Source organism: Streptomyces sp. R-07 (genome assembly GCF_049913175.1).
Classification (GTDB): domain Bacteria; phylum Actinomycetota; class Actinomycetes; order Streptomycetales; family Streptomycetaceae; genus Streptomyces.
Genome location: NZ_CP183978.1, coordinates 6,382,697 through 6,407,871, shown reverse-complemented (window position 1 = coordinate 6,407,871; position 25,175 = coordinate 6,382,697). Strand labels below are relative to the sequence as shown.

24 protein-coding genes are annotated in these 25,175 nt (G+C 71.5%); 11 read left to right on the top strand and 13 right to left on the bottom strand.

Annotated elements, in window-relative coordinates:
* Positions 1-4: 4 nt before the first annotated feature.
* The 6 genes from ACN9M0_RS29400 to ACN9M0_RS29375 form a co-directional block, all read right to left on the bottom strand.
* Positions 5-1,411, bottom strand: coding sequence for a nucleobase:cation symporter-2 family protein (locus ACN9M0_RS29400; protein WP_366039450.1), 1,407 nt, complete (start codon positions 1,409-1,411; stop codon positions 5-7).
* A 69-nt stretch (positions 1,412-1,480) separates the two neighbouring features.
* Positions 1,481-2,404, bottom strand: a complete 924-nt coding sequence (gene pucL / locus ACN9M0_RS29395; protein ID WP_366039449.1) for a factor-independent urate hydroxylase — start codon at positions 2,402-2,404, stop codon at positions 1,481-1,483.
* Positions 2,405-2,409: 5 nt separating this feature from the next.
* The gene (gene uraH, locus ACN9M0_RS29390; RefSeq protein WP_366039448.1) at positions 2,410-2,799 is read right to left on the bottom strand and encodes a hydroxyisourate hydrolase; all 390 of its coding nucleotides are present in this window, start codon (positions 2,797-2,799) and stop codon (positions 2,410-2,412) included.
* On the bottom strand, positions 2,796-3,347 hold the full coding sequence (gene uraD, locus ACN9M0_RS29385) for a 2-oxo-4-hydroxy-4-carboxy-5-ureidoimidazoline decarboxylase (RefSeq protein ID WP_366039447.1): 552 nt from the start codon (positions 3,345-3,347) through the stop codon (positions 2,796-2,798). Before uraD ends, uraH begins: the two co-directional genes overlap by 4 nt.
* Before the next feature lie 155 nt (positions 3,348-3,502).
* Positions 3,503-3,841: a helix-turn-helix domain-containing protein gene (locus ACN9M0_RS29380; RefSeq protein ID WP_366039466.1), complete on the bottom strand. Its 339-nt coding sequence runs from the start codon at positions 3,839-3,841 to the stop codon at positions 3,503-3,505.
* A 44-nt stretch (positions 3,842-3,885) separates the two neighbouring features.
* Positions 3,886-4,140 carry a hypothetical protein gene (locus ACN9M0_RS29375; RefSeq protein ID WP_078908558.1) on the bottom strand — a complete coding sequence of 85 codons (255 nt, stop codon included), beginning with the start codon at positions 4,138-4,140 and terminating at the stop codon, positions 3,886-3,888.
* 137 nt (positions 4,141-4,277) lie between these two features.
* Between ACN9M0_RS29375 and ACN9M0_RS29370 the strand changes: the two genes are divergently transcribed.
* The 4 genes from ACN9M0_RS29370 (at position 4,278) to ACN9M0_RS29355 (ending at position 9,004) form a co-directional block, all read left to right on the top strand.
* Positions 4,278-5,111: a TIM barrel protein gene (locus tag ACN9M0_RS29370; RefSeq protein ID WP_366039446.1), complete on the top strand. Its 834-nt coding sequence runs from the start codon at positions 4,278-4,280 to the stop codon at positions 5,109-5,111.
* Positions 5,112-5,155: 44 nt separating this feature from the next.
* Positions 5,156-6,046: a 2-hydroxy-3-oxopropionate reductase gene (locus tag ACN9M0_RS29365; RefSeq protein ID WP_366039445.1), complete on the top strand. Its 891-nt coding sequence runs from the start codon at positions 5,156-5,158 to the stop codon at positions 6,044-6,046.
* 212 nt (positions 6,047-6,258) lie between these two features.
* Entirely contained in the window at positions 6,259-7,716 is a 1,458-nt protein-coding gene (locus tag ACN9M0_RS29360) for a catalase (protein ID WP_366039444.1), read from the top strand.
* Between the two features lie 622 nt (positions 7,717-8,338).
* The gene (locus ACN9M0_RS29355; protein WP_426404468.1) at positions 8,339-9,004 is read left to right on the top strand and encodes an HNH endonuclease; all 666 of its coding nucleotides are present in this window, start codon (positions 8,339-8,341) and stop codon (positions 9,002-9,004) included.
* Here the strand turns inward: ACN9M0_RS29355 and ACN9M0_RS29350 are convergent.
* Positions 8,940-10,175, bottom strand: a complete 1,236-nt coding sequence (locus ACN9M0_RS29350; RefSeq protein WP_426404467.1) for an MFS transporter — start codon at positions 10,173-10,175, stop codon at positions 8,940-8,942. The genes ACN9M0_RS29355 and ACN9M0_RS29350 overlap by 65 nt on opposite strands.
* A gap of 58 nt (positions 10,176-10,233) precedes the next feature.
* Between ACN9M0_RS29350 and ACN9M0_RS29345 the strand changes: the two genes are divergently transcribed.
* The gene (locus ACN9M0_RS29345; RefSeq protein ID WP_399700264.1) at positions 10,234-11,250 is read left to right on the top strand and encodes an ArsR/SmtB family transcription factor; all 1,017 of its coding nucleotides are present in this window, start codon (positions 10,234-10,236) and stop codon (positions 11,248-11,250) included.
* Positions 11,251-11,259: 9 nt separating this feature from the next.
* Here the strand turns inward: ACN9M0_RS29345 and gcl are convergent, their stop codons facing one another.
* Complete coding sequence (gene gcl, locus ACN9M0_RS29340; RefSeq protein ID WP_366039465.1) at positions 11,260-13,038, bottom strand: glyoxylate carboligase; 1,779 nt, start codon at positions 13,036-13,038, stop codon at positions 11,260-11,262.
* Between the two features lie 1,193 nt (positions 13,039-14,231).
* On the opposite strand from gcl, the gene ACN9M0_RS29335 reads away from it, so the two are divergent.
* The 3 genes from ACN9M0_RS29335 (at position 14,232) to ACN9M0_RS29325 (ending at position 16,029) form a co-directional block, all read left to right on the top strand.
* Positions 14,232-14,594, top strand: coding sequence for a hypothetical protein (locus tag ACN9M0_RS29335; RefSeq protein ID WP_426404466.1), 363 nt, complete (start codon positions 14,232-14,234; stop codon positions 14,592-14,594).
* Positions 14,595-14,693: 99 nt separating this feature from the next.
* The gene (locus ACN9M0_RS29330) at positions 14,694-15,494 is read left to right on the top strand and encodes a TIGR04222 domain-containing membrane protein (RefSeq protein WP_366039440.1); all 801 of its coding nucleotides are present in this window, start codon (positions 14,694-14,696) and stop codon (positions 15,492-15,494) included.
* Between the two features lie 19 nt (positions 15,495-15,513).
* Positions 15,514-16,029 carry a GNAT family N-acetyltransferase gene (locus ACN9M0_RS29325; protein WP_366039439.1) on the top strand — a complete coding sequence of 172 codons (516 nt, stop codon included), beginning with the start codon at positions 15,514-15,516 and terminating at the stop codon, positions 16,027-16,029.
* Positions 16,030-16,073: 44 nt separating this feature from the next.
* Here ACN9M0_RS29325 and ACN9M0_RS29320 read toward each other — a convergent pair whose 3' ends face one another.
* On the bottom strand, positions 16,074-17,666 hold the full coding sequence (locus ACN9M0_RS29320) for an AMP-binding protein (protein ID WP_366039438.1): 1,593 nt from the start codon (positions 17,664-17,666) through the stop codon (positions 16,074-16,076).
* Positions 17,663-19,348, bottom strand: a complete 1,686-nt coding sequence (locus ACN9M0_RS29315) for an AMP-binding protein (protein WP_426404465.1) — start codon at positions 19,346-19,348, stop codon at positions 17,663-17,665. Before ACN9M0_RS29315 ends, ACN9M0_RS29320 begins: the two co-directional genes overlap by 4 nt.
* Before the next feature lie 100 nt (positions 19,349-19,448).
* Between ACN9M0_RS29315 and ACN9M0_RS29310 the strand changes: the two genes are divergently transcribed.
* Complete coding sequence (locus ACN9M0_RS29310; RefSeq protein WP_426405339.1) at positions 19,449-20,255, top strand: helix-turn-helix transcriptional regulator; 807 nt, start codon at positions 19,449-19,451, stop codon at positions 20,253-20,255.
* On the opposite strand, the gene ACN9M0_RS29305 is transcribed toward ACN9M0_RS29310, so the two are convergent.
* From ACN9M0_RS29305 to ACN9M0_RS29295, 3 genes are all read right to left on the bottom strand, one after another.
* Positions 20,168-20,734 (bottom strand): SUKH-3 domain-containing protein, encoded by a 567-nt coding sequence (locus tag ACN9M0_RS29305; protein ID WP_426405338.1) that lies wholly within the window; start codon positions 20,732-20,734, stop codon positions 20,168-20,170. The genes ACN9M0_RS29310 and ACN9M0_RS29305 overlap by 88 nt on opposite strands.
* A gap of 258 nt (positions 20,735-20,992) precedes the next feature.
* Entirely contained in the window at positions 20,993-21,454 is a 462-nt protein-coding gene (locus ACN9M0_RS29300; protein ID WP_426404464.1) for an SUKH-3 domain-containing protein, read from the bottom strand.
* Positions 21,455-21,623: 169 nt separating this feature from the next.
* Positions 21,624-22,736 (bottom strand): winged helix DNA-binding domain-containing protein, encoded by a 1,113-nt coding sequence (locus ACN9M0_RS29295; RefSeq protein ID WP_426404463.1) that lies wholly within the window; start codon positions 22,734-22,736, stop codon positions 21,624-21,626.
* Positions 22,737-22,901: 165 nt separating this feature from the next.
* Here ACN9M0_RS29295 and ACN9M0_RS29290 point away from each other — a divergent pair, with 165 nt between their 5' ends.
* Positions 22,902-24,008 (top strand): magnesium and cobalt transport protein CorA, encoded by a 1,107-nt coding sequence (locus ACN9M0_RS29290; RefSeq protein ID WP_366039431.1) that lies wholly within the window; start codon positions 22,902-22,904, stop codon positions 24,006-24,008.
* A 167-nt stretch (positions 24,009-24,175) separates the two neighbouring features.
* Entirely contained in the window at positions 24,176-24,976 is an 801-nt protein-coding gene (locus ACN9M0_RS29285) for a hypothetical protein (protein ID WP_399700282.1), read from the top strand.
* Positions 24,977-25,175: the final 199 nt, after the last annotated feature.

The following is a 25,175-nucleotide window of genomic DNA, read 5'->3' as shown; positions in this document are numbered from 1 at the left end:
GACCCTAGGAGGATTTGAGTGCCGGAGCCGCGTGACGGGTCCGGGTGCCGAGATGGTGGAAGAACAGATTGAGCAGGACCGCGACGAGCGCGCCCGCGCTGATGCCGGAGCCGAGCACCGTCTGCGCCCAGGCGGGGAAGCCGGCGTAGAAGGTGGGCGCGGCGAGCGGGATGATGCCCGCTCCGAGCGCGACGGCCACCAGGATGATGTTGGAGCTGTCGTCGAGTCCGGCCTCGGACAGGGTACGGATGCCGCTGACCGCGATCGAGCCGAAGAGGACGATGCCGGCGCCGCCGAGGACGGGCATCGGGACCATGGAGACGACCGCGCCGAGGACGGGGAAGGCGCCGAGGACCAGCAGGGCGCCGCCGGCGACGGCGACCACGTACCGGGAGCGGACCCGGGTCAGCGAGACGACGCCGACGTTCTGCGCGAAGGCGGAGGTCGGGAAGCCGCCGAAGACGGGGCCGAGCAGGGTGGCGATGCCGTCCGTGCGCAGGCCGCGGGTGATGGTCCTCCCGTCGCTGCGCCGCTCGCAGATCTCGCCGAGGGCGAGCATGCCGGCACTGGACTCGGTCATGAGGACCAGCATCACGATGCACAGGGAGAGGATCGCGGCGGGCTGGAACTCGGGGGCGCCGAAGGCGAAGGGGGCGGGCAGGGCCGCGACGGGCGCTTCGCGCAGGGCGCTGAAGTCGGCCATCCCGAAGGGGATCGCGGCGAGCGTGCCGATGAGGAGGCCGAGCAGCAGGGCGATCTGCTTGACGAAGCCCTTGCCGAAGCGCTGGAAGAGCAGGATGACGACGAGGGTGAAGCCGGCGAGCGCCAGGTACTTCATGGCGCCGAAGTCGGCGGCGGTCTTGTCGCCGCCCTGGGCCCAGCCCACGGGCACGGGCATCAGGGTGACACCGATGAGGGTGATCACGACGCCGGTGACGAGCGGCGGGAAGAAGCGCAGGAGCTTGCCGAAGAAGGGGCCGACGGCGAGGCAGAAGACTCCGGCGACCATCACCGCGCCGTAGATGGCGGGGAGTTGGTGTCCGGGGGCGCTGGTCTCGGCGATGGCGAGCATCGGGGCGATGCCGGCGGACGAGGCGGCGTTGACGAACGGGAGCCGGTTGCCGGCGAAGCGTCCGAGGCCGAGGGTCTGCAGGATGGTCGCGCAGCCGGCGATGAGCAGGCTGGCCGCGATGAGCCGGGTCATCCCGGCGGCGTCCAGGCCGACGGCCTGGCCGATGATGAGCGGAGGGGTGACCACGCCGGCGTACATGGCGGCGATGTGCTGGAGTGCCGCGGGGACGAGCCGCGAGGCGGGGAGCTTCTCGTCCACCGGATGGACCTGGTGGGTGGTGTCCGGCGGGGTGGAACACGGGCCTTCGGCGTGCGCCGGCCCCTTTGCGGGCTGTGCCATGGAAATGCCTCCGCTCTGGTGCGGGCCCCGCCCGACTGCGGGCGGGCGGGGCCGTCACTCAGATGCCGCTTAGAGGTTGGTCATGTCGACCGGGATCTGCGCCGTGGCTCCGTCGCGGAGGACGGTGGCCTCGATGAGGCCGTACATGCGGTCGGCGGCGTAGTAGACCTCGTTGTCGTTCTTCAGGCCGAAGGGCTCGAGGTCGACCAGGAAGTGGTGCTTGTTCGGGAGCGAGAAGCGGACTTCGTCGATCTCCGAGCGGTGGTTGATGATGCGCGTGGCCATCTGGTACAGCGTCTGCTGGAGGGAGTACGAGTACGTCTCCGAGAAGGCCTCGAGCATGTGCTTCCTGGTCTGCTCGTAGGACCGCTCCCAGTTGGGCATGCGCTGCTCGTCGTCGGTCCAGTTGAACCGCCAGCGGGCGGACACCTGCGTGGCCAGGATGCGGTCGTACGCCTCCTGGAGCGTCGTGTACTGGTCCTTGATGTAGCCCCAGAACTCCGAGTTGGTGGAGTTCATGACGACGAGGTCCTTGAGGCCGGAGATGACCTCCCACTTCTCGCCGTCGTAGCTGATCTGGGTGACGCGGGTCTCCTGGCCCTTGCGGGCGAAGGAGTGGTTGACCTCGTCGGAGCCGATGAACTTGGAGTTGGCGTCCGAGGAGGCGATGCGCTCCCAGGCGTACTCCTCGATCCGGATGCGCGCCTTCTTGATCGGCTCCTGGCTCGTCACGAAGTGGCGGGCGAGGTGGATGCCGAACTGCTCGGCGGACTCGATGCCGTACTCCTTGGCGAACGCGAAGACGGTGTTCTTCGTCGTGTCGGTGGGGAGGCAGTGGGCGTTCGAGCCGGTGAGGTGGACGTCGTCGAGGTCGCCGGAGAGGGCGACGGAGACGTTCAGGTCCTTGATGTGGTGGGTGGCGCCGTCCCGCGTGATCTTGACGACGCGGTTCTCTGCTTTGCCGTACTGGTTCTGGCCGAGAATCGTGGGCATGTCTGCTAGCTCCCTCGGTAAACGGAGTAGCCGAACGGGTTGAGCAGCAGCGGTACGTGATAGTGCTCGCCCGGCGTGACGGCGAACGTGATCGCCACCTCCGGGAAGAACGCACCGCTGTCCCTTACGCGGGGGGCGTCCTGCTGCGCCTCGGCTTGCTTCTTGGAGAAGTAGGTCTCGACCTCGAAGTCGAGACGTACGTGGGTGGTTTCTTCCGGCAGCGCCGGCAGGTCCTTGCAGCGCCCGTCCGCGTCGGTGGCGGAGCCACCGAGCGTGACCCACTGCGCGTCGGAGCCGCTGCGGGCCGCGAGCGTGATGGCCACGCCCTCGGCCGGGCGGCCGATGCTGGTGTCCAGGATGTGCGTGGACACCGAGGCCGTGGTGTCGGTGCTCATGCGGAGCTCTCTTCCTCGGAGGTCTCGGAGGTCTCGGGGACCTCGGGGGTCTCCACGAGACGGGTCAGCCGGATGCGGTTGATCTTGCCCAGTTCGGTGCGGACGATCTCCCGCTCCGCCTCGGGCGAGTTGCCGATCCGCTCCCGGACCGCGTCGCGCATCTGCTCGCCGGTCCTGCCGGTGGCGCAGATCAGGAAGACATGACCGAACTTGTCCTGGTAGGCCAGGTTGAGTTCGAGCATCTCGGCCTTGAGCTCCGAGGAGGCGCCGGCCATCCCGCTCTGTTCGCGCGAGGAGGTCGGGTCCCCGGCCTTCGGACGACCGATCGGCGGGTGCCCCGCCATCGCCTCGGCCAGGTCCTCGGTGGTCAGCTCGGCCATGGCGGCGTCGCTGGCGAGGAAGAGGGCTTCGGCGGTGGTGAACGGGCGCTGGGCGAGCAGCTTGCTCCCCCACGCCGAACTGGAACACACCTCGTGGAGCGCGGCGACGGCCTCGCTGTCCGAGGAGGTGTTGAACCGGGTGAGGCCCGGTGTCGTACCTGAAGTCACGGGAAGCCTCCGTGGCTGTTTTTCGCTGTGCGTCGGACGGGCTGCGGATAGCTAACGCCCTCCGCAACACAACGTCAACACTTTGTTGAAAACTCGGCCACACAAAAGCCGTCGTCCCGACATCTGGACGACGGCTGGTGGGTAAACATGATCAACTACTCGCCCTTGGTGGCCTTTTCCCTGTTCAGGGCGGTCTCCCGGTTCAGGTAGTTGTACACGGTGAAGCGGCTGACACCGAGCGCGCCGGCCACCGTCTCCACTCCATGGCGTACGGAGAAGGCACCGCGTGCCTCCAGGATCCGGACGACCTCCTGTTTCGCCTTGCGGTCCAGTTCGGCCAGCGGCATCCCGTGCCGCCGCTGCATCGCCGCGAGGATGTGGTCCAGGGAGTCCGAGAGCTGCGGCAGCCGCACGGCGAGGACGTCCTCGCCCTCCCAGGACAGGACGACGTCGTCGCCCTCCGCCTGCGCGGGGACGAGCAGCTCGGCGCCCATGGCGTCCACCAGGGGCTTCACGGCCGCGACCAAGGGGTGCTCGCTCACTTCTCGCCCTCCCCGATCACGTTGACCTGGAGCGAGACGCGCGTGGCGCCGGCCGCGAGCGACTTGCGCAGCAGGGCGTCGACGGCGGTGAGCACCGCGTCGGCACCGCCCTCCGCCGTGTTGCCGAAGGGGCCGACGTCGACCGCGTCCAGTTCGGCCGACTGGATGACCTCACGAGCCACGACCGCGTGCGCCGGCGCCTCGTCGAGGTCGAACGGCTCGGTCGTGAACTCCACTCTCAAACGCTCCATGGCCCCACGCTACGGCCCAGCTCCGCGCTACGGGAGCGCCGGACCTGCGGGGACCTCTTGACAAGTACGTCACCCGCCTTGCAACATTCCGTCAGACAGAAACTTACTTCCGCAATACGGAAGGAGCGCCGCCCCTCATGGGATACACGGACCAGCGCTTCGATGTGAACCTGTCGATCCTCTTCACGGAACTCCCGCTCCTGGAGCGCCCCGCGGCCGCCGCCGCGGCGGGCTTCACGGCGGTCGAGCTGTGGTGGCCCTGGATCGACACCGCCACCCCCGAGCAGAGCGAGCTCGACGCCCTCAAGAAGGCTCTTGAGGACGCCGGCACCCAGCTGGTGGGCCTGAACTTCTACGCCGGGCAGCTGCCCGGCCCGGACCGCGGAGCCCTCTCCGTGCCCGGGGACGAGTCGGACCGCTTCCGCGCCAACATCGAGGTGGCCGCCGACTTCGCCGCCTCGGTCGGCTGCAAGGCGCTCAACGCGCTCTACGGCAACCGCGTCGAGGGCGTGGACCCGCAGATCCAGGACACCCTCGCCCTGGAGAACCTGGTCCTGGCCGCCCGTGCGGCCGACCGCATCGGCGCGATCCTCCTCGTCGAGACCCTCAACAAGCCGGAGTCGCCGCTCTACCCGCTGGTGAGCGCCCCCTCCGCGATCGAGGTCGTCGACAAGGTCAACGCGGCCACCGGGCTCGGGAACGCCAAGTTCCTGCTCGACATCTACCACCTGGCCATGAACGGCGAGGACGTCAGCGCGGTCATCGCGCAGTACGCCGACAAGACCGGTCACGTCCAGATCGCGGACAAGCCGGGCCGCGGCGCGCCGGGCACCGGCGACCTGCCGCTCGAGCAGCTCCTCGACGAGCTGAAGAAGGCCGGTTACGACGGCTGGGTCGGCCTGGAGTACAAGGCCGCCGACGCCGCCGCGTCCTTCGAGTGGCTGCCCGCAGAGGCCCGCCCGGCTCGCTGACGCAGGCCCCCTCCCCGTTCTACCTTGTTTTGAGAGGCACCCTCATGAGCAACCTTCCCAAGATCGCGTGGATCGGCCTCGGCATCATGGGCTCCCCCATGTCCGAGAACCTGATCAAGGCGGGCTACTCCGTCACCGGCTTCACCCTTGAGCAGGACAAGCTGGACCGTCTCGCCAAGGCCGGCGGCACCGCCGCCGCGTCGATCGCCGAGGCCGTCAAGGACGCCGACGTCATCATCACGATGGTTCCCGCCTCCCCGCAGGTCGAGGCCATCGCCTACGGCCCCGCCGGCATCGTGGAGAACGCCAAGCAGGGCGCGCTGATCGTCGACATGTCGTCGATCACCCCGCAGACCTCGGTGGACCTCGCCAAGAACGCCGCCGAGAAGGGCATCCGCGTCATCGACGCCCCGGTGTCCGGCGGCGAGGCCGGCGCGATCGAGGCCGTGCTCTCGATCATGGTCGGTGGCGAGCAGGCCGACTTCGACGAGGCCCTCCCGATCCTGGAGGCCCTCGGCAAGACGATCGTCCTCTGTGGCCCGCACGGCTCCGGCCAGACGGTGAAGGCCGCCAACCAGCTGATCGTGGCGGTCAACATCCAGGCGTGCGCCGAGGCCGTGGTCTTCCTGGAGAAGTCCGGCGTGAACCTCCAGGCCGCCCTGGACGTCCTCAACGGCGGTCTGGCCGGCTCGACCGTGCTGACCCGCAAGAAGGACAACTTCCTGAACCGGGACTTCAAGCCCGGCTTCCGGATCGACCTGCACCACAAGGACATGGGCATCGTCACCGACGCCGCCCGCAACGTCGGTGCGGCCCTCCCGGTCGGCGCGGTCGTCGCCCAGCTCGTGGCCTCGCTGCGCGCCCAGGGTGACGGCGGCCTGGACCACTCGGCCCTGCTGCGCGCCGTCGAGCGCCTCTCCGGCCAGCAGGTCTGATTCCCGGGGCCTGTCCCTCGGGCCAGGCCCCAGCCCCTTCACCGGGGCCCCTGATTTCCGGTCGGCGGCGGCGCTGACACCTGTCCTGTCGCGCCCAGGCGTCGCCGCCGACCGGAACACCACACTTCATTTTCAACAAACTGTTGACGTTACGTTCGAGCCGAATTTACGCTCCTCGGACCGTCAGCAGAGCTCCCGTACGGAAGGTCACGATGTCGAAGCGCGTGCTTACGACCGAGTCCGGCGCCCCCGTCGCCGACAACCAGAACTCCGCCACCGCCGGCGTCGGTGGCCCTCTCCTCCTCCAGGACCAGCACCTGCTGGAGAAGCTCGCGCGCTTCAACCGTGAGCGGATCCCGGAGCGCGTGGTGCACGCCCGCGGTTCCGGCGCGTACGGCTACTTCGAGGTGACCGACGACGTCACCGCGTACACCAAGGCGAACTTCCTCGGCGAGGTCGGCAAGAAGACCGAGACCTTCCTCCGCTTCTCCACCGTCGCCGACTCGCTCGGTGGCGCGGACGCGGTCCGCGACCCCCGCGGCTTCGCCCTGAAGTTCTACACCGAAGAGGGCAACTACGACCTCGTCGGCAACAACACCCCGGTGTTCTTCATCAAGGACCCGATCAAGTTCCCCGACTTCATCCACTCGCAGAAGCGCGACCCCTTCACGGGCAAGCAGGAGCCGGACAACGTCTGGGACTTCTGGGCGCACGCCCCCGAGGCCACCCACCAGATCACCTGGCTCATGGGCGACCGCGGCATCCCCGCCTCGTACCGTCACATGAACGGCTACGGCTCGCACACCTACCAGTGGACCAACGAGGCGGGCGAGGCCTTCTTCGTGAAGTACCACTTCAAGACGAACCAGGGCATCCGCAGCCTCTCCGCCGACCAGGCCGCCGAGCTCGTCGGCAAGGACGCCAACTCGCACCAGACCGACCTGCTCCAGGCCATCGAGCGCGGTGTGAACCCGAGCTGGACCCTGTACGTCCAGGTCATGCCGGCCGCCGAGGCCGCCGAGTACCGCTTCAACCCGTTCGACCTCACCAAGGTGTGGCCGCACAGCGACTACCCGCTGCAGCGCGTCGGCCGGCTGGTCCTCGACCGCAACCCGGACAACGTCTTCGCCGAGGTCGAGCAGGCCGCGTTCTCCCCGAACAACTTCGTCCCGGGCATCGGCCCCTCGCCGGACAAGATGCTCCAGGGCCGCCTCTTCGCCTACGCGGACGCCCACCGCTACCGCCTCGGCGTGAACCACACCCAGCTCCCGGTGAACGCCCCCAAGGCGACCGTGGCCGAGAACTACGGCCGCGACGGCGCCATGGCCACCCGCCAGGGCTCGCGCCACGACAAGAACTACGAGCCCAACTCGTACCAGGGCCCGGCCCAGACCGACGCCGCGCTCTCCGCGCCGCTCGCGATCCACGGCTGGACCGGCACCCACGAGGCGCCCGCGCACACCAAGGACGACGACTTCTTCCAGGCCGGTGAGCTCTACCGCCTGATGTCCGAGGACGAGAAGGGCCGTCTGATCGCCAACATCGCCGGCGGTCTCTCCCAGGTGTCCCGCGAGGACGTCATCGAGAAGAACCTCGCGCACTTCGCCGCCGCCGACGCGGACTACGGCAAGCGCGTGGCCGAGGCGGTCCGCGCCCTGCGCGAGGACTGACCGCACAGCAGCACCCAGACTGCGTACGGCACCTGACGGGAGGTCAGTGCCGTACGTGGTCCGGATCGCCGGCCCGGATGAGGGGTGGCCGGTGAACCGGACAAGCGTGAGGACCGCGGCGGCGCCGAGCCAGTGCGGTGGTAAGGACGCCGGGCCCCCTTCTTGACCTGAAAGAAGGGGAACCGCCACGGCGCCCGTCGGCACCACCGCGGTCCCAACGCCCCCTTCCGAGGGGACCCCGCAACACCCCGCAGACTCCGCCCGGCGGCGCGAACGACCCACTCCCGACGCCGCCCTCGCACTGCTTCGCAGGCTTCGGGACGGCTGCGTCGGACTCCGTCCGCCGGCCCCGGGAGCACGCACCCCACAGACTCCGCCCGGCGGCGCGAACGTCCTGTCGCGCCAGCCTCGTGCCGTCGGGCGGTCACAAGCGGGAGAGCGCGGAACCAGGTTTACGGTCCCTGGTTCCGCGCTCTTCTTCGTTCCCGCGGCTCTTGTCCGCGTACGGAAGCGCGTACGCGTCCCAGCGCATCGTTTCTGCGGTGAAGATCCGCACCCGCTCGGAGGAGCGCCCCGCGATTCGGGCCCGCCGTGCCGCGCGCCCGGCGCTATCCACTCGTACATGATCAAGAACCTGATGCGCGGTCTCGCGCCGCTCGCCCTGATCCTCTCCCCCCTGGCCGTCCCCTCCCCCGCCGTCTCCGCGAACGTCGTCCTCCTGCCCGACGCGCTCGCGGACCTGACCGAGGCCGCGGAGGACCCGGCCGGCTACCAGAAGAGCGCCTTCCACCACTGGAACCAGGGCCTCGACCCGGCGGACGGCTGTGACACCCGCTCCGAGGTCCTGCTCGCGGAGGCCGTGGACGCGCCGGAGGCCGGCACGGACTGCGCCCTGACCGGGGGCCGGTGGACCTCGCCCTACGACGGTCAGAACGTCACCGACCCGGCGGCGCTCCGCGTCGACCACCTCGTCCCGCTCGCGGAGGCCTGGGAGTCGGGGGCCTCCGGCTGGACCGCCGCCCGGCGGGAGCGGTACGCCAACGACCAGGGCGCGCCCGCGACCCTGGTCGCCGTCACCACCCGCAGCCTGCGGGACAAGGCGGGGCGGGACCCGGCCGACTGGGTGCCCTCGGACCCCGGCCGGTACTGCCGCTACGTCGGCGAGTGGGTGGCCACGAAGCTGCGCTGGGGCCTGTCCGCCGACAAGGAGGAGATGGCGGCGCTCAAGCTGTTCGCCGACGGTCCTTGCGAGGAGACGGTCGTGCTGCGCTCGGCGACACCTCGCTAGGCCGCTCGTCAGGCCGCTCGCCGTCCTCCGCCCGGGCGAGCAGGAACGTCACGGTGAGCGAGGCGAGGGCGAGCAGCACCATTCCCGTGCGCGGTGACGTGTACTGGGCGAGGGTGCCGGCCAGCGCCGCGCTCACCCCCTGGAGCGCGAGCATCCCCGAGGTGTGCAGCCCGAGGGCGTGACCGCTCAGCTCCTCCGGGACCAGTTCCATCAGCCGCTCCTGGTGCAGCAGGCTCGCCCCGTACCCGACCGCCGACACGGTCACGAGCACCAGCGCGAGGGGAAGCGCCGGGTCGAGGGCGAACAGCAGGAACGGGGCCGCGAGCAGCGCCTGGAGCGGGAAGCGGATCCGGCCGCGCAGCCGCGCCGGCAGGAAGCGGCCGACGGCGGTGTCCCCGGCCAGCATCCCGAACGCGCCGCAGGCGAAGAGGAGCCCGGCGCGCTCGGGGGCGTACGGCACGAAGAGCGACTCGCAGCCGACGACCAGGCCGTTCGGCACCCAGAGGGCGAGGTAGGTGCGGCGGCGGGCGGGCACGGCCCACAGCCGTCCGTTGGTACGCCAGGTCTCGGCGACCGACGGCCGCCCGGCCGCGCGGGGCGGGCGCGCCCCGAGGCCGAGGCGGGCGGCGAGGGCGGCGGCGAGGTAGAGCCCCGCGCCGACGAGGACCGTGCCGCGCGGCGAGAGCAGCGCGACGAGGAGCCCGCCCGCGGCGAAACCGCCGATCTGGCAGGCGCCGGCGGCCATGTTCATCACGGAGCGGCCGAGGAGGTACTCCTCGCGCGGGAGGATCTCGTTCAGGAGTCCGTGGCGCACCCCGCCGCCCAGCGAGGCCGCGAGCCCCTCCGCGAGCAGGATCACGAAGACGGCCCAGGTCGGCAGGCCGGGGATCGCCAGGACGGCGGTGCCGAGGGTGAAGAAGAGGGCGATGCCGGAGAGCGCGGTGCGCGGTGGCAGCCGGTCGGCGGCGGAGAGCAGGGTGGTCGCGCCGAGCAGCTGGGCGAGCGAGGGGCCGAAGAGGGCCAGGGCGGAGAGGAACGGGGACCCGGTCGCGCGGAAGACGAGCGTGGCGAGACCGAGTCCGGCGACGGTCTGGGCGGCGGTGTACGCGGCGCCGGTGACGAAGAGCGGGGTGAACTCGGGGGTGCGGAAGAGCGCGCGGTAGCGGGGCATGCGGGGAGTCTCGGAGAGCGCGGCGGACCACCGGTACTGTTTCGCGGGGAGGCGAAACATGGGCTGGTGGCAGATCGGCACGGACACCCTGGCGGGGAGTTCGTTCCTGCTGTCGCCGCTCGCCGAGACGGTCGCCTCGCTCAAGACCCTGCACGCGGCGGCGGCGACGCACCCGGGCGAGCGGGCCTGGCTCGGCCGGCACCTGCCCGCCTACCGGAAGCGGCTCGCGGCCGAGCCGCTCGACGCGCTGCTCGTGCGGGCGGCGATCGGCCCCACCTGGAACGCGGACTTCCTCACCCCCACCCCGCTGGGCGACCCCGAGCGGTCCTTCGAGGAGGAGGTCGAGGCCGTCCGGGCAACCGAACCCGCCGACGCCGTGGACCAGTTGGCGGTGGCGATCGGCGGCCCGGTGCCGGAGCCGCTGCGCTCGGCACGCGATCTGCCGGAGCGGCTCGCGGGGGTGCTCGGCTGGGTGTGGCGGGAGACGGTACGGCCGGAGTGGGCGCGGCGGCGGCGTGTCCTGGAGGCCGATGTGCTGGCGCGGACGGCCCTGTTGAGCCGGGGCGGCTGGGCGGCTGCGCTCGACGAACTGTGCCCGGGGAAGATGCGCTGGCTCGGCGACGGACGGCTCCAGGTCAACACCCGTGACTATCCGCCGCGTTCGGTCGACCGGGGCAGGCTGCTGTTCGTGCCGGTGACGCCGGCGACCGGCTGGGTCTCGTGGGAGGGGACGGAGCGGTACGCGATCGTCTACCCCTGCGCGGGAGTTCTGGCGGACACGGCCGGCCCGGCGGTGCCGGAGGCCCTGGGGACCCTCCTCGGGACGGCCCGCGCCGGTGTGCTCGTACGCCTCGAATCCCCGCTGTCCACCAGCCAGTTGGTGGCACTCACCGGGCAGGGCCTCGGCTCGGTCGGCCGGCACCTGAAGGTGCTGCTCGACGCCGGGCTCGTACGGCGGGGGCGGGCGGGCCGCTCGGTGCTGTACGAGTGGACGGAGGCGGGCGCGGTGCTGGTCGGAGCACAGGGAGACCCCCGCCCCGGTGCTCCTCGGGGCGGGGGTCGGTCCCTCTGCTGAGGGGGTCGATCAGACCTGGAGGGCCTTGATCGCGGTCGGCGCGTGGCCGGGCTCGGTGGCCAGGTCCTCGAACTCGGTGACGTCGCTCATGTCGACCGTCTTGCTCATGGCGATGTTGGTGATGCGCTCCAGGATGGCCTCGACGACGACCGGGACCTGGTGCTCGACGGCCAGCTTCTTGGCCTCCTCGAGCGCCTCGCCGAGCTTGTCGGGGTCGGTGACGCGGATGGCCTTGACGCCCAGGCCCTCGGCGACCTTGACGTGGTCGACGCCGTAGACGCCGATCTCCGGGGTGTTGATGTTCTCGAACTCGAGGTTGACCTCGAAGTTGATGCCGAGACCGCCCTGCGCCTGCCGGATCAGACCGAGGTAGGCGTTGTTCACGAGGACGTGGACGTAGGGGACCTTGTGCTGGGCGGCGACCGCCAGCTCCTCGATCATGAACTGGAAGTCGTAGTCGCCGGAGAGCGCGACGACCGGGGTCTCCGGGTCGGCGGTGGCGGCACCGATCGCGGCCGGGATGGTCCAGCCGAGCGGGCCGGCCTGGCCGCAGTTGATCCAGTGGCGCGGCTTGTAGACGTGCAGGAACTGCGCGGCCGCGATCTGCGAGAGGCCGATGGTGGTGACGTAGCGGGTGTCCTGGCCGAAGGCCTTGTTCATCTCCTCGTAGACGCGCTGCGGCTTCATCGGGATGTTGTCGAAGTGCGTGCGGCGCTGGAGGGTGGCCTTGCGGTCCTGCGCGGAGGCGGCCCAGGCGGAGAAGTCGGGCAGCGTGCCGGCGGCCTTCATCTCCTTGGCGATCTCGATGAAGAGCTCCAGGGCGGCCTTGGCGTCGGAGGCGATGCCGTAGTCGGGCGCGAAGATCTTGCCGAGCTGGGTGGGCTCGATGTCGACGTGGACGAACTTCCGGCCCTTGGTGTACGCCTCCAGGTTGTAGCCCGTGTGGCGGTTGGCCCAGCGGTTGCCGATGCCGAGGACGAAGTCCGACTCCAGGAAGGTCGCGTTGCCGTAGCGGTGCGCGGTCTGGACGCCGACCATGCCGGCGGCGAGCTCGTGGTCGTCCGGGATGGTGCCCCAGCCCATGAGGGTGGAGATGACCGGGATGCCGGTCAGCTCGGCGAACTCGACGAGGAGGTCGGTGGCGTCGGCGTTGATGATGCCGCCGCCGGCGACGATCAGCGGGCGCTCGGACTCCAGGAGGAAGCTCAGCGCCTTCGCGGCCTGCGCACGGGTGGCCTGCGGCTTGTAGACCGGCAGCGGCTCGTAGGTCTCCGGGTCGAACTCGATCTCGGTGAGCTGGACGTCGATCGGCAGGTCGATGAGGACCGGGCCGGGACGGCCGGAGCGCATCAGGTGGAAGGCCTGCTGGAAGACGCCCGGGACCTGCGCGGCCTCCAGGACGGTCGTCGCGGCCTTCGTGACCGGCTTGGCGATCGTGGCGATGTCGACGGCCTGGAAGTCCTCCTTGTGGAGCTTCGAGACCGGAGCCTGGCCGGTGATGCAGAGGATCGGGATGGAGTCCGCGATGGCCGAGTACAGGCCGGTGATCATGTCGGTGCCGGCGGGGCCGGACGTACCGATGCAGACGCCGATGTTGCCGGCCTTGGCGCGGGTGTAGCCCTCGGCCATGTGGGACGCGCCCTCGACGTGGCGGGCCAGCGTGTGGCCGACGCCGCCCACGTTCTTGAGCTCGCGGTAGAAGGGGTTGATCGCCGCGCCGGGGACGCCGAACGCCTGGGTGACGCCTTCGCGCTTGAGGATCTCAACGGCCGCTGCGGCGGCGGTCATACGAGGCATGGGAGTGCTCCTGCTTCGGCCGGGCGGATCCAGGCGGGTACCTCGTCTCGGGAGGCCCGACCACCTGTTTCCGTAATGCGGAAATACTGTTCTGCTATACGGAAGCAATGTAGGTCGGGCTGCGGAGAGCCGTCAAGAGAAGTCCGCCCGCCGGGATCACGGAAGTGGCCGAAGAGCCTCCCCCGGGCCGTCGGATGGGTGGACGATGGGGCGGAACGACAGGGGGTTGGGCTGTGGGCGAGTCGGTACCGGTGCGCTGTCCGGAATGCCTGCGCACGCAGGCGTACGCGCCACCCGTCTTCCCCTGCGCCTGCGGGAGCCCGGTCGCGCCACCGGTCATGGCGGGCGCGGCCGCGGAACCGATCACGCACCGGAACTGGACGGACGAGTGGGTCACGGTCCGCTGCGAGGCCTGCGGCCGCGAGGACGACTGGCCCCACCCGGAACTGGGCTGCCCGTGCGGGACGGTGCTGCGGATACCGGTACGACCGGTGGGAACGGAACCGGGGACGGCGTACGGGGGCGGGGCGGGGGCCGTCGGCGGGGATGACGGCGCGAGGGGCGGCGTGGCCGGAACCGGGGCCGTCCCTCCCTGGGAGCCGGGGGCGGGGGCGGAGCCTGGGTCCGGGGCGCCCGTGTCACCGTCGCCCTCGAGGCCGGAGCTGGACCTCGGCCCACTAGCGGCTGGGGGACGGGGGTTGGATTTGCGGCCTGGGACGGACGGGGCCGGGATGGGAGGGGCCTCAGGCGAGCCCGGGACCGGCGGGGTCGGTGGGGGCGGGGCCTCAGGCGAGCCCGGGACCGACGGGGTCGGTGGGGGCGGGGCCGGTGCGGATGTGTTCCGTACCGGCGGCGAGCCCGCCAGTGGCGGGGACGGGACGACCGGCGGAGCGCCCGACGCTGTGGCCGACAGGGCTGACGGCGGTACGTCCGGTGGGGCCGGCGGTGGCCGCCCCTCCGGGGGCGAGGCTTCCGCCGACGAGCCGCGGTCCGTGCCCGTGGAGCCGGGGTCCGCATGGTTCGGGCCCGGACCGAGGGCCGGGGGCGGGGCCGGTACGGCCGGGCGCGGCGCGGACGAGCCCGGCCCGGCGCGCCCCCGCACCTTCGCCGAGCGCTACCCGGCGCACATACCGCCGCCGCCCACGGGCCCGCGCCCGGCTCCGCTGCGCGGAGACTTCCGGCCCGTGACGATCCGGACGTCGCGGGACGCGGTCGCGGCTGCGGCCGGATACCTGCGCTGGCTCGGCTTCAGGGACGTCGTCCAGCCCGAGGAGCGCCCCGTGTCGGGCGTGGACCTGCGGGCGCCCGGTCTGCTCGCCGAGGTCGACCCGAGCACCCGGCCGACCGGGCTGCGGGCCGTCGAGTGCCTCTGGCTGAACGGGCTGAGCAACGCCGCCGTGAGCGTGTTCTTCTCGCTCGCGGGCTACACCCCGGAGGCCCGCTCGCGCGCCGCCGAGGTCGGCCTCCCGCTCTTCGTCCTCGACCTGACCGGCACCCCGCAGCCGGTCAACCACGCGGCGGACGAACTGGCGGCGGGCGGCGCCTGAGCCCGGAGGACGCAGGCACAACTCCTCGGCATCCGAAATCGGCCATTCACGCGTGACGATCACGCTTCCCCGGGCACAACACCCTCGGGGGTGGGTGTCATGTCGACGGGGACGTGGTGGTTCATCGGGGCGGCCTGGGGAGAGCTGCTGATCGCCGCCGCTCTGCTGCGAACCCGCAGTGCGAGGAGCGGGCACGCCGGAGCGGCCGAGGTGCCGCCGCCGCAGGCGCTCGCGCTGTTGCGGGGCGGGCGGCGGGCGGCCGTGACCGTGGCCCTGGTGGCGCTGCACCAGCGCGGGGCGGTCGCGGCGGGCCGTAAACATACGATTCGGGCCAATGGCGGACCGGGCCGGACGCGTGACCCCGTACAGCTCGGAGTGCACGGGGCGCTGCACCGGGCGCTCGCGCTGCGGGCCCTCACGCTGCGCCCCGAGGCGCGGCGGGCGGTGGACGCGCTGCGCGGCGAACTGCGCGGGGCCGGGCTGTTGCGCCCGTCGGCGCGCCTGTGGGCCGCCCGGGCGCTGCTGGGATGCGTACCGCTGACGGCGCTGGCAGGGCCGTTCGTCGCCGGGGCCTCGGGGGCGGGTCTCGCCGGGGCGCTCGCGGCCGGGGTGCCGCCGGTCCTCGTGGCGGTGGCGCTGCTGCGGTTGCCGGACACGACCGCGGCGGCGCGGCGGCTCCTCACGGGCCTGCGGGAGCGGTACCCGCTGCCGGCGCATCGGCGCGAGGTGACGGACGGGTGGCTCGTCCAGCTGTACGTGGCGCTGTACGGCGATCCGGCGCTCGCCCTGTTCCTGCCGCGTTTCTCGCGCGAGGGCGGGCTGCTCGACCGCCCCGGGGAGGAGGACCGGAACCGGCCGCCGCCGGCGGGCGGTCCGGCTGCGGGCGGTCCTACGCGTTGAGGCCGCGCCATACTGTCGTATGCGCATCAGAGCGGCCGCTCCGGCCGAACTCCCGCTGCTCCAGGACATCGAACGGGCGGCGGGCGAGCCGTTCCGTTCTCTCGGCATGGCGGCGATCGCGGACGACGACCCGCTGCCCCTGGACGTCCTGGAGACCTACCGTCGCGCCGGCCGGGCCTGGGTGGCGGTGGACGGCGCCGACCGCCCGGTCGCGTATCTGCTCACGGACACGGTCGACGGCGCCGCCCACATCGAGCAGGTGTCGGTGCACCCGGACGCCGCCCGCCGGGGCGTCGGCCGGGCGCTGATCGAGCACCTGGCTGCGGCCGCCAGGGAGCAGGGCCTGGCGGCCCTGACGCTGACGACCTTCACCGAGGTGCCGTGGAACGCCCCGTACTACACACGGCTCGGCTTCCGCGCGCTCGCCGACTCCGACCCGGCGCTCACGGAGGGCCTGCGCGCCATCAGCCACGCCGAGGCGGCCCACGGCCTGTCGGTCTGGCCCCGCGTGTGCATGCGCCGGGAGGTGGTCTAGGTCCCCTCGGTCCGGCCCCGCGTGTGCATGCGCCGGGAGGTCGGTCAGGAGCCTTCGCCGTACCGCTGCCGCAGCTCCACCTTCCGTACCTTGCCGCTCACCGTCATCGGGAACTCGGTGAGGATCTCCACCCTCCGCGGGATCTTGTAGTGGGCGAGCCGGTCCCGGCAGAACGCGGTGATCTCTTCCAGGGTGGGCGGGGCGGCGGGGTCGCGGGGGATCACGCAGGCCAGGATCTCCTCGCCGTACCGCTCGTCGGGGACGCCGACGACCTGGACGTCCGCGATCTTGGGGTGCCCGTAGAGGAACTCCTCGATCTCGCGCGGGTACACGTTCTCCCCGCCCCGGATGATCATGTCCTTGATGCGGCCGACGATCTGCACGTAGCCGTCGTCCCGCATGACCGCCAGGTCCCCGGTGTGCATCCAGCGCCCGGTGTCGATCGCCTCGGCGGTCTTCTCCGGTTCGTCCCAGTAGCCGAGCATCACGCTGTAGCCGCGCGTGCACAGCTCCCCCGCCGCGCCGCGTTCCACCGTGAGGCCGGTCGCCGGGTCGACGACCTTCACCTCGACGTGCGGCATGACCCGGCCGACGGTGCCGGTGCGGCGCTCCAGGTCGTCGTCGCGGCGGGTCTGGGTGGAGACGGGCGAGGTCTCGGTCATGCCGTAACAGATCGACACCTCCGCCATGTTCATCTCGGCGACGACGCGCTTCATCACCTCGACCGGGCACGGCGAGCCCGCCATGATCCCGGTGCGGAGCGTGGAGAGGTCGTACGCGGCGAAGTCGGGGAGGTTGAGTTCGGCGATGAACATGGTCGGCACCCCGTACAGCGAGGTGCAGCGCTCCTCCTGGACCGCCCTGAGCGTGGCGGCGGGGTCGAAGGAGGCGGCCGGGATGACCATGCAGGCGCCGTGCGAGGTGGCCGCGAGGTTTCCCATGACCATGCCGAAGCAGTGGTAGAAGGGCACCGGGATGCAGATGCGGTCCTGCTCGCTGTAGGCGATCATCTCGCCCACGAAATAACCGTTGTTGAGGATGTTGTGGTGGGAGAGCGTGGCGCCCTTCGGGAAGCCCGTCGTCCCCGAGGTGTACTGGATGTTGACGGGCTCGTCGCAGGACAGCGGTTCCGGGCGCAGCTCGCCGGGCGTCCGGGCGAGCAGCGCGTCCCAGGTGGGGTCGCCGAAGTAGACGGCCTCGCGCAACTCCGGGCATTCGGCGCGTACTTGCTCGACCATGGCGCGGTAGTCGCTCGTCTTGTGGGCGAGGGAGGCGAAGAGCAGGGAGATGCCGGCCTGCTTGAGGACGTACGCCAACTCGTGGGCCCGGTAGGCCGGGTTGATGTTGACCATGATCGCGCCGATGCGGGCGGTGGCGTACTGGACGAGGACCCACTCGGCGCAGTTCACCGCCCAGATGCCGACCCGGTCGCCCTTGCGGACCCCGCTGCCGAGCAGCGAGCCCGCCAACCGGTCGACGTCCGCGCCGAATTCGGCGTACGTCCAGCGACGCCCGGTCGGCACGTCGACGAGGGCCTCGCGGTCCGGCCAGGCGGCCACGGCCCGGTCGAGGTTGGCGGCGATGGTGTCGCCGAGGAGTTCGGTCGTGGAGGTCCCGTGGGAGTAGGACAGGTTCATCCGAGGTCCCCTTCCACGTACTCCTTGCCGCCGCCCTCCGCCGTCAGCCGGCGCAGTTCCACCCGGCGGATCTTGCCGGAGACCGTCTTGGGGAGGTCGGCGAACTCGATGCGCCGGACGCGCTTGTACGGCGCGAGGACCGCGCGCGAGTGGGCGAAGAGGGCCTTCGCGGTCTCCTCGCCCGGCTCCCAGCCCGCCGCGAGGACGACGTACGCCTTCGGGACGGCGAGCCGCAGCGGATCGGGGGCGGGGACGACGGCCGCCTCGGCGACGGCCTCGTGCTCCAGGAGGGCGCTCTCCAGCTCGAAGGGGCTGATCTTGTAGTCGGAGGCCTTGAACACGTCGTCGGCGCGCCCGATGTACGTGATGTAGCCGTCCGCGTCCCGCGAGCCGATGTCGCCGGTGCGGTAGTAGCCGCCCGCCATCGCCTCGGCCGTACGCTCCGCGTCGCCGTGGTAGCCGGTCATCAGGCCCACCGGGTTGACGGCGAGGTCGAGACAGATCTCGCCCTCCTCGACGTCCGGCGTGCCGCTCACCGGGTCGACGAGGGTGACCCGGAAGCCGGGGCTCGGGCGCCCCATGGAGCCCTCCTTGAGCCGCTGGCCGGGGCTGTTGGACACCTGCACGGCGGTCTCGGTCTGGCCGAAGCCGTCGCGGATGGTGACGCCCCAGGCGCGCCGCACCGACTCGATCACCTCGGGGTTGAGGGGTTCACCGGCGGCGACGACCTCGCGCGGCGGCCTCTTCAGCTGGCCGAGGTCGGCCTGGATCAGCATCCGCCACACGGTCGGCGGGGCGCAGAAGCTGGTGACGCCGTTGCGCTCCATCTCGTCCATGAGCCGGGCCGGGTCGAAGCGGGTGTAGTTGTGGATGAAGACGGTCGCCTCGGCGTTCCACGGCGCGAAGAGGTTGGACCAGGCGTGCTTCGCCCAGCCCGGCGAGGAGATGTTGAGGTGCACGTCGCCGGGCCTGAGGCCGATCCAGTACATCGTGGAGAGGTGGCCGACCGGGTACGAGGTGTGGGTGTGCTCGACCAGCTTGGGCCGGGCGGTCGTGCCGGAGGTGAAGTACAGCATCAGGATGTCGTCGGCGAGGGTGACACCCTCGGGCTCGAACACGTCCGACTCCTGGGCGGCGTCCTCGTACCCCAGCCAGCCGACGCCGTCGCCGCCGACCGAGATCCGGGTGTACTCCCCGGGGACGTCGTCGAACTTGGCGGTGTCCTCGGCGCGCACGATGACGTGCCCGGCGCGGCCCCGGTCGACGCGGTCGCGCAGGTCGGCCGGGCCGAGGAGCGGGGTGGCGGGGATGAGGACGGCGCGCAGCTTCATCGCGGCGAGCACGGTCTCCCACAGCTCGACCTGGTTGCCCAGCATCAGGATGATCCGGTCGCCGGCGCGCACGCCCTGGGCCCGGAGCCAGTTCGCGACCCTGTTCGAGCGGGCGGACATCTCGGCGAAGGACACCTTCGTCTCGGAGCCGTCCTCCTCGACGACGTGCAGCGCGGTCCGGTCGTTGTCCCGCGCGATGACGTCGAACCATTCGAGCGCCCAGTTGAAACGGTCGGGCCGGGGCCAGACGAAGCCCTCGTAGGCCGTCTCGTAGTCCTCGCGATGCTGCAGCAGGAAATCCCGGGCGGCCCGGAACCTCTCCGTCGCGCCGGTCGCGCTCGTGGGCGTCATGTGTCCTCCTCATTGCGGGACCTGTCCCGGACATCGTGTAATCGGTGACCCAGGTCTCACTACCCCCGTTCGGGGGTGAAGGAGTGGTTCCGTGCCCGAGATGATGGAAGCGGCGGAGTTGCGTACGGCGCTGCTGCGGCTCAGACGCGCCAGCGGGCTGCCCGTCGTCTTCGGCGGGCTGCTCCAGGAGGGCCGCGCGATGCGGATCGCCGAGCTCAGCGGCGCGGTGACGCCCGCGCTGCGCGGCCTGGCGATCTCGGCCGGCTCCGGGCTCGGCGGGAAGTGCCTGGCGCTTTCGCGGCCGTGCGCGGTCACGGACTACCAGGCGTCGCGCCACATCACCCACGAGTACGACGTCCCGGTCACGGCGGAGGGCCTGCGCGCGGTCATCGCCGTCCCCGTCGTCGTACGGCGCAAGGTGCGCGGCGTGCTGTACGGGGCACTGCGCGAGTCCCTCCCGATCGGCGAGCGGGTCTTCGACGCGGCGATGGCGGCGGCCCGCGACGTCGAGCAGGCCCTCGCGGTACGGGACGAGGTGCGGCGACTGCTCACGCCGCCGGCCCCCGGCCCGTCCTGGGAGGAGGTCCGCCAGGCGTACGGGCAGCTGCGCGAACTGGCCCCGAAGGTCGTCGACCCCGGGCTGCGCGACCGTATCCTCGCCGTCTGCGGCCGCCTCGAATCGGCCTCCGGCACCACGCCCACCACGCCCGGCGTGTCCCTGACCCCGCGCGAGACGGACGTCCTCGCGGCGGTCGCCTCGGGCGCGACGAACGCGACGGCGGCGGCCCGCCTGGGCCTCCGCCCTGAGACGGTGAAGGGCTACCTCCGCTCGGCCATGCGCAAACTGGGCGCCCACACCCGCCTGGAGGCGGTGGTGGCGGCGCGGAGGGCGGGGGCGCTGCCGTGACGGACGCGGGGTCGGAGCAGCGGGCGCGGTCCGCCGGGCCGGGGCACGGGGCGCGCGCGGAGGCAGCGGCGGACGGGAGGCCTTCGGATCGAGGCGCGGAGACGCCGGCGGGCCCGGGGTGCGCGGGCCCGCCGGGGGTGCGCGGGCCCGGGGCGCGGGCCCGACCGGAGGCCGGCGGCTTCAGAGGGCGGCGGCCCAGGCGTCGAACGCGGTGACGCACGCCTCCAGGGTGGCCGCCGGACGGCCGATCGAGGCTCCCGGGCCCCGCCGACAGGGTCAGGGCGAAGCCGCAGCCGCACGGGCCGCAGCCCTTCGGTCATCGCGAGGAGTCCGTCCCGCACGGTCTCCCCGTGGAACCAGGCGCCTCCGGCGCCGAGAGAGAGCAGCCGGCCCTCCTCGTCCACGGCCATCGGCGCTTCCGCGCCGGTGCGGCCGAGGGGGAAGAGCCGGGTGCCGAGCCGGTCGGCGAGCCGGTGCAGGGGCGGCTTGAACGGCCCGTCGCTCGGTCGCTGTCTACTCGGTCGTCATCGTGACCGCGTACAGCCGGTCGGAGACGAGTGCGGACTCGGCGCGGTATCCGAGGAACGGCTCGCGCAGGCTCGGCGCGAGCCCGTCGAAGAACTCCCGGACGGCGGGGTGGAGTCGGGGTTCGCCGTCACCGGTCAGATCGGGCTGGCTGGTGATCGCCCCTGGACTAGAAGGGACGAGAAGGGAGGCTGCGGTTCCCGGAAACGGTGTCAGCCAAAGCAGTCCCGCGCTTCCTGCTGGGGGCCGCGCAGCAGACAGCTGATGGCCTCGTACGTGTTAGCTCCCAGGAAATAGGGACCGGTGTGGTGCATGAGGAAGAAACGTCCGGTCTCGTCGATGAGCACCATGGCCCCGTCGAACGACTCGTATCCGACGGGAAAGAGCTTCTTCCCCACACTGCGGGCGAGTTCGGCGACCTCCTCGCCGCTCTCCTCGTAGATCCAGTGCGGGGTGAATCCGACGGCGTCCGGCGGCGTTCCCGGAATCACCAGGCGCAGCCCGCCGAATTCCCGGACGAATTCCTGGGCGGCCTGGAACGCTTCGACCGGATGCCTTTCCTCGGCGAAGCGGTCGATGACGAAGCCGAGGAGCTCGGGCAGCTGCGCGCCGATGTCACGCCCCCGTGACCAGCCCGCCTCGGTCAGGACCGCCTCTACTTCCTCCGCTGTCATTCTCGGCATTGCAGGCTCTCTCTCAGTGGTGCGCGATGACACCGGCGAGGGGCAGCAGTCTCTCCCAGGACCGGCACGGCGGTTTGTACCCGCCGTGCAGCAACTGATCGTCCCCGGGGCGAAAGAACGACACGACGGCGGCTGCTCCTCCTCGCTGCCGCACCGCTCGTCAGCTCTCCGCGTGGACGATGTCGTACGGAGTGCCGGAAGGCGCCAAAAGTCGGAGGGTCCGCTCCGCCTCGGTGACGAGGGCGGCGCGTGCCGCGCGGGTCACGGGCGCGAAGGGCTCGATGGTGAGCGTGGTGCGGTCCTTCGCCTCGTCGAGGCGCCACAGTCCGGCGACGAAGCCGTCGAGGAGGAAGACGCGGTGGGCCTGGTTGGCGGTCCAGGTGCGGGTCCGGTACTCGGCGGGGACGACGCGGGTGCGGTCGGCGTGCGAGAGGAGCAGGTTGTCGTACTCGGGCAGGAAGCGGGGCGGGGCGGGGGTGTCCTCGTCGGGGCGGGGCGCGTCGGGAAGGTCGAAGAGCTCGGTGCCGTTCTCGTCCCGGAAGACGAGGAGCCCGGGCCGCAGCCGCTCGAAGGCCGGGCGGAGGCGGGTGAGACCGCACCAGGTCTGCATGTCCTTGACGGAGGCGGGGCCGAAGGCGCCGAGGTAGCGCAGCACGGTCTCGTCGATGTCGGCGGCGACGTCCTCGGGCCCGTCGAACCACACGTCGACGGTGGTGAGCGCGACCTGCCCGCTGCGCCGCCACAGGCCGCGCGGGGTGACCTGCACCATCAGGAGCAGGCAGCGGGCGGCGATGGTGAGCGCCTGCGGGTCGGCGTCCGGCCACTCCTGGAGCAGGTGCTCCCGCAGCTCCTTCGGGGTGCGGGGGCTCTCCTCGACGTACGCGGTCGCCAGGGCCGTGAGCCGGTCGAGGTCCACGCCGTCGAGCCCCTTGCGGAACATCTTCAGCTCCCGGTCGATCGCCCCGCCCTGGACGAGCCGGCGCAGGCCGACGGCGTCGCGGGCGGTGTGGGTGTGGACGGTGGACCGGAGCGAGACGATACGGGCGACCCGCCGCGACTCCATCTGCGCGGACAGGTCCTCGGGCCGGAACCCTTCGAGTCGGGCGGCGAGCGCGTAGTACGGGGGCTTGGTGTTCTGGGCCTGCAGTCCGACGAGGTGCCCGACGGCCTCTTCGACGCCGAGCGGGGCCGGGCGCAGGAGCAGCTGCCGGTCGAGGGTGGCGCGGTTCAGGGCACGGGTGCCGAGCACGGGGTGGGTCGTCTTGAGGGCCATACGAGCACGCTATCGAGCCATGCGGACAGCTGCCGTCCTCAATGCGAACCCGACGAGATCCGGACGGGATCCGGACGGGATCCGGACGGGAGGGATTCACCCCATATATCCTGCTCCAGGCCCGTTGTCCCGCCCTGGGCGCCCAGGCCGAGGAGGAGCACGCCGATGTCCGACCGCCGCCCCCGCCCGGCCTGGCGCCGCCGGCCCGAACCGCCGCCCGCGACCTCGAACGCGCGACCGCCCTCGGCGGAGCCGAGCGTGGTGCAGTCGACGCTCTACCGCGACGGCCGGCAGGTCTCCTCCCCCACCACCCTCGCGGACACCTTCCGTCAGCTGCGTGAACACCCCGACGGCATGGCCTGGATCGGCCTCCAGCGCCCGACCGAGGAGGAACTCCACTCCCTGGCCGCCGAGTTCGACCTGCACGAGCTGGCCGTCGAGGACGCGATGGAGGCTCACCAGCGCCCCAAGCTGGAGCGGTACGGCGAGACGCTCTTCGTCGTCCTGCGCGCCGCCCGCTACCTCGACGCCCCGGAGGAGGTCGACTTCGGCGAGCTCCACGTCTTCGTGGGCCCGGACTTCCTCATCACGGTCCGGCACGGCGCCGCCCCGGACCTCTCGGCCGTCCGTCGCCGCATGGAGGAGAACCCGGACCTGCTGGCCCTGGGCCCCGAAGCGGTCCTGTACGCGATCCTCGACGCGGTGGTCGACGGCTACGCCCCGGTGGTGGCGGGCGTCCAGAACGACATCGACGAGATCGAGACGGAGGTCTTCGGCGGCGACCCGGCGGTCTCCCGCCGCATCTACGAACTCTCCCGAGAAATGGTCGAGTTCCAGCGCGCCACCCGCCCCCTGGTGGGCATGCTCCACGCGCTCATGGCCGGCTTCGCCAAGTACGGCACGGACGAGGAACTCCAGCGCTACCTCCGCGACGTCGCCGACCACGTCACCCACACCAGCGAACGCGTGGACGGCTTCCGCCAGGCCCTGACGGACATCCTCACGGTCAACGCGACCCTGGTCACCCAGCAACAGAACGCGGAGATGCGGGCCTTGGCGGAGGCGGGCTTCGAACAGAACGAGGAGATCAAGAAGATCTCCTCCTGGGCCGCCATCCTGTTCGCACCCACGCTGGTGGGAACCATCTACGGCATGAACTTCGACCACATGCCGGAGCTGCACTGGGCAGGCGGGTATCCGTTCGCGGTGGTGCTGATGGCGGTGGTGTGCGTGAGCCTGTACGTGGTCTTCAAGAAGAAGGACTGGCTGTAGCAGCCCACCCCAAACTCTTGATCGTCAGCGTCCGGCTCGATGGTTCTTGAGGTACGCCTCGCCATTCTGGCCGGCCAGGTACGCGTGTACGTGCCGGGCGGCGGGGTTCGGGCGGCGTCACGCCGGCCCCTGGTGGGAGGGCGGTTCGCGTCTGGGACCATGAGCGGATGTCCGAGGAGTCGCACCTGATGTCAGGCCTGTGGCCGCTCGCGCCATCCGGGGCCACGGATTGGCTGCTGGAGCTGTGCGGCGACGGCATCACCGGGTTCATGCCTCCGGCGATGCCCGACGCGGTGTGGGTGCTCAACGCCATGTACGAGCACGAGCAAGGGCCGGCCGACGTGTCGTACCACGAGCACCACCAGGCGCGGCTGGCGGACGGGAGTGTCCAGCGGCACGTGTTCGCGGGCATCGACCTCGACGCCGTGGGCGTCGCCACGGGGGGAGGGCTCGGCCGCGCCGAGCACCCGGGGCCCGGTTGGCGGCGGCTGCGCTGGGCCGAGCTTGCCCGGCGAACCGGCGACCAGGTCGTGGCCGACGGACTGATGCCCTCCTACCGTTGCTTTCCCTTGGCCAAGAAGGAGGGCAGCTGGCCGCTGGGCGTGGTCCCGCCGACCGAGGGCAGCCTGGACCGTGAGACCTGGAACCGGCTGATCGCCATCCTCACCCAGTACAGTCCCACGGGCCCGGACACCCGCTGTCTGGCCTACTACAACCCGCTGATGCTCGGGGCCGTCGACTTCGACAACCCCCACGTGCGTGCGGGTCGGCTCGGCGACGCCGAGGTCCTGTACGACCAGTCCGAGGCCGACTTCAGCCCGTCCAACCTCTGGGCCGATGACCACTCGTGGGTCCTGTGCACCGACTACGACCTGTGGGCCACCAAGGTCGCCGGGCCCCCAGCCCTCATCGACGCGTTGCTGAACGACTGTGAAATCGAGGCGGTCCGTCTGCCTTGGGCCCACTGACGACGATCTGCTCGGACTCTTCTCCAGCGCCGAAGCGCGGGCGCGTTCCTGTTCCTGACCGCTGGGGTCGGCCTGCCCTGGAGTGCGTGGTCGGTTCCGTGGTGGAGAGGCGTCCGGGCGCTCTCCTGTCGCTGCCGAGTTTCTGCGCCGGCTGGACCTGATGGGTACCGACGATCGAGGCGGAGCTTCTGAACGACGA

Coding starts and splice junctions, on each gene's coding strand:
- ACN9M0_RS29315 (WP_426404465.1), bottom strand. CDS start 19,348: ATGACGCCCACGAGCGCGACCGGCGCGACGGAGAGGTTCCGGGCCGCC.
- ACN9M0_RS29310 (WP_426405339.1), top strand. CDS start 19,449: ATGATGGAAGCGGCGGAGTTGCGTACGGCGCTGCTGCGGCTCAGACGC.
- ACN9M0_RS29330 (WP_366039440.1), top strand. CDS start 14,694: ATGTCGACGGGGACGTGGTGGTTCATCGGGGCGGCCTGGGGAGAGCTG.
- ACN9M0_RS29365 (WP_366039445.1), top strand. CDS start 5,156: ATGAGCAACCTTCCCAAGATCGCGTGGATCGGCCTCGGCATCATGGGC.
- ACN9M0_RS29355 (WP_426404468.1), top strand. CDS start 8,339: ATGATCAAGAACCTGATGCGCGGTCTCGCGCCGCTCGCCCTGATCCTC.
- uraH (WP_366039448.1), bottom strand. CDS start 2,799: ATGAGCACCGACACCACGGCCTCGGTGTCCACGCACATCCTGGACACC.
- ACN9M0_RS29290 (WP_366039431.1), top strand. CDS start 22,902: ATGTCCGACCGCCGCCCCCGCCCGGCCTGGCGCCGCCGGCCCGAACCG.
- ACN9M0_RS29285 (WP_399700282.1), top strand. CDS start 24,176: ATGTCCGAGGAGTCGCACCTGATGTCAGGCCTGTGGCCGCTCGCGCCA.
- ACN9M0_RS29380 (WP_366039466.1), bottom strand. CDS start 3,841: ATGGGCGCCGAGCTGCTCGTCCCCGCGCAGGCGGAGGGCGACGACGTC.
- ACN9M0_RS29300 (WP_426404464.1), bottom strand. CDS start 21,454: ATGACAGCGGAGGAAGTAGAGGCGGTCCTGACCGAGGCGGGCTGGTCA.
- ACN9M0_RS29400 (WP_366039450.1), bottom strand. CDS start 1,411: ATGGCACAGCCCGCAAAGGGGCCGGCGCACGCCGAAGGCCCGTGTTCC.
- ACN9M0_RS29320 (WP_366039438.1), bottom strand. CDS start 17,666: ATGAACCTGTCCTACTCCCACGGGACCTCCACGACCGAACTCCTCGGC.
- ACN9M0_RS29345 (WP_399700264.1), top strand. CDS start 10,234: ATGGGCTGGTGGCAGATCGGCACGGACACCCTGGCGGGGAGTTCGTTC.
- ACN9M0_RS29325 (WP_366039439.1), top strand. CDS start 15,514: ATGCGCATCAGAGCGGCCGCTCCGGCCGAACTCCCGCTGCTCCAGGAC.
- ACN9M0_RS29295 (WP_426404463.1), bottom strand. CDS start 22,736: ATGGCCCTCAAGACGACCCACCCCGTGCTCGGCACCCGTGCCCTGAAC.
- ACN9M0_RS29360 (WP_366039444.1), top strand. CDS start 6,259: ATGTCGAAGCGCGTGCTTACGACCGAGTCCGGCGCCCCCGTCGCCGAC.
- ACN9M0_RS29375 (WP_078908558.1), bottom strand. CDS start 4,140: ATGGAGCGTTTGAGAGTGGAGTTCACGACCGAGCCGTTCGACCTCGAC.
- ACN9M0_RS29370 (WP_366039446.1), top strand. CDS start 4,278: ATGGGATACACGGACCAGCGCTTCGATGTGAACCTGTCGATCCTCTTC.
- pucL (WP_366039449.1), bottom strand. CDS start 2,404: ATGCCCACGATTCTCGGCCAGAACCAGTACGGCAAAGCAGAGAACCGC.
- ACN9M0_RS29350 (WP_426404467.1), bottom strand. CDS start 10,175: ATGCCCCGCTACCGCGCGCTCTTCCGCACCCCCGAGTTCACCCCGCTC.
- gcl (WP_366039465.1), bottom strand. CDS start 13,038: ATGACCGCCGCCGCAGCGGCCGTTGAGATCCTCAAGCGCGAAGGCGTC.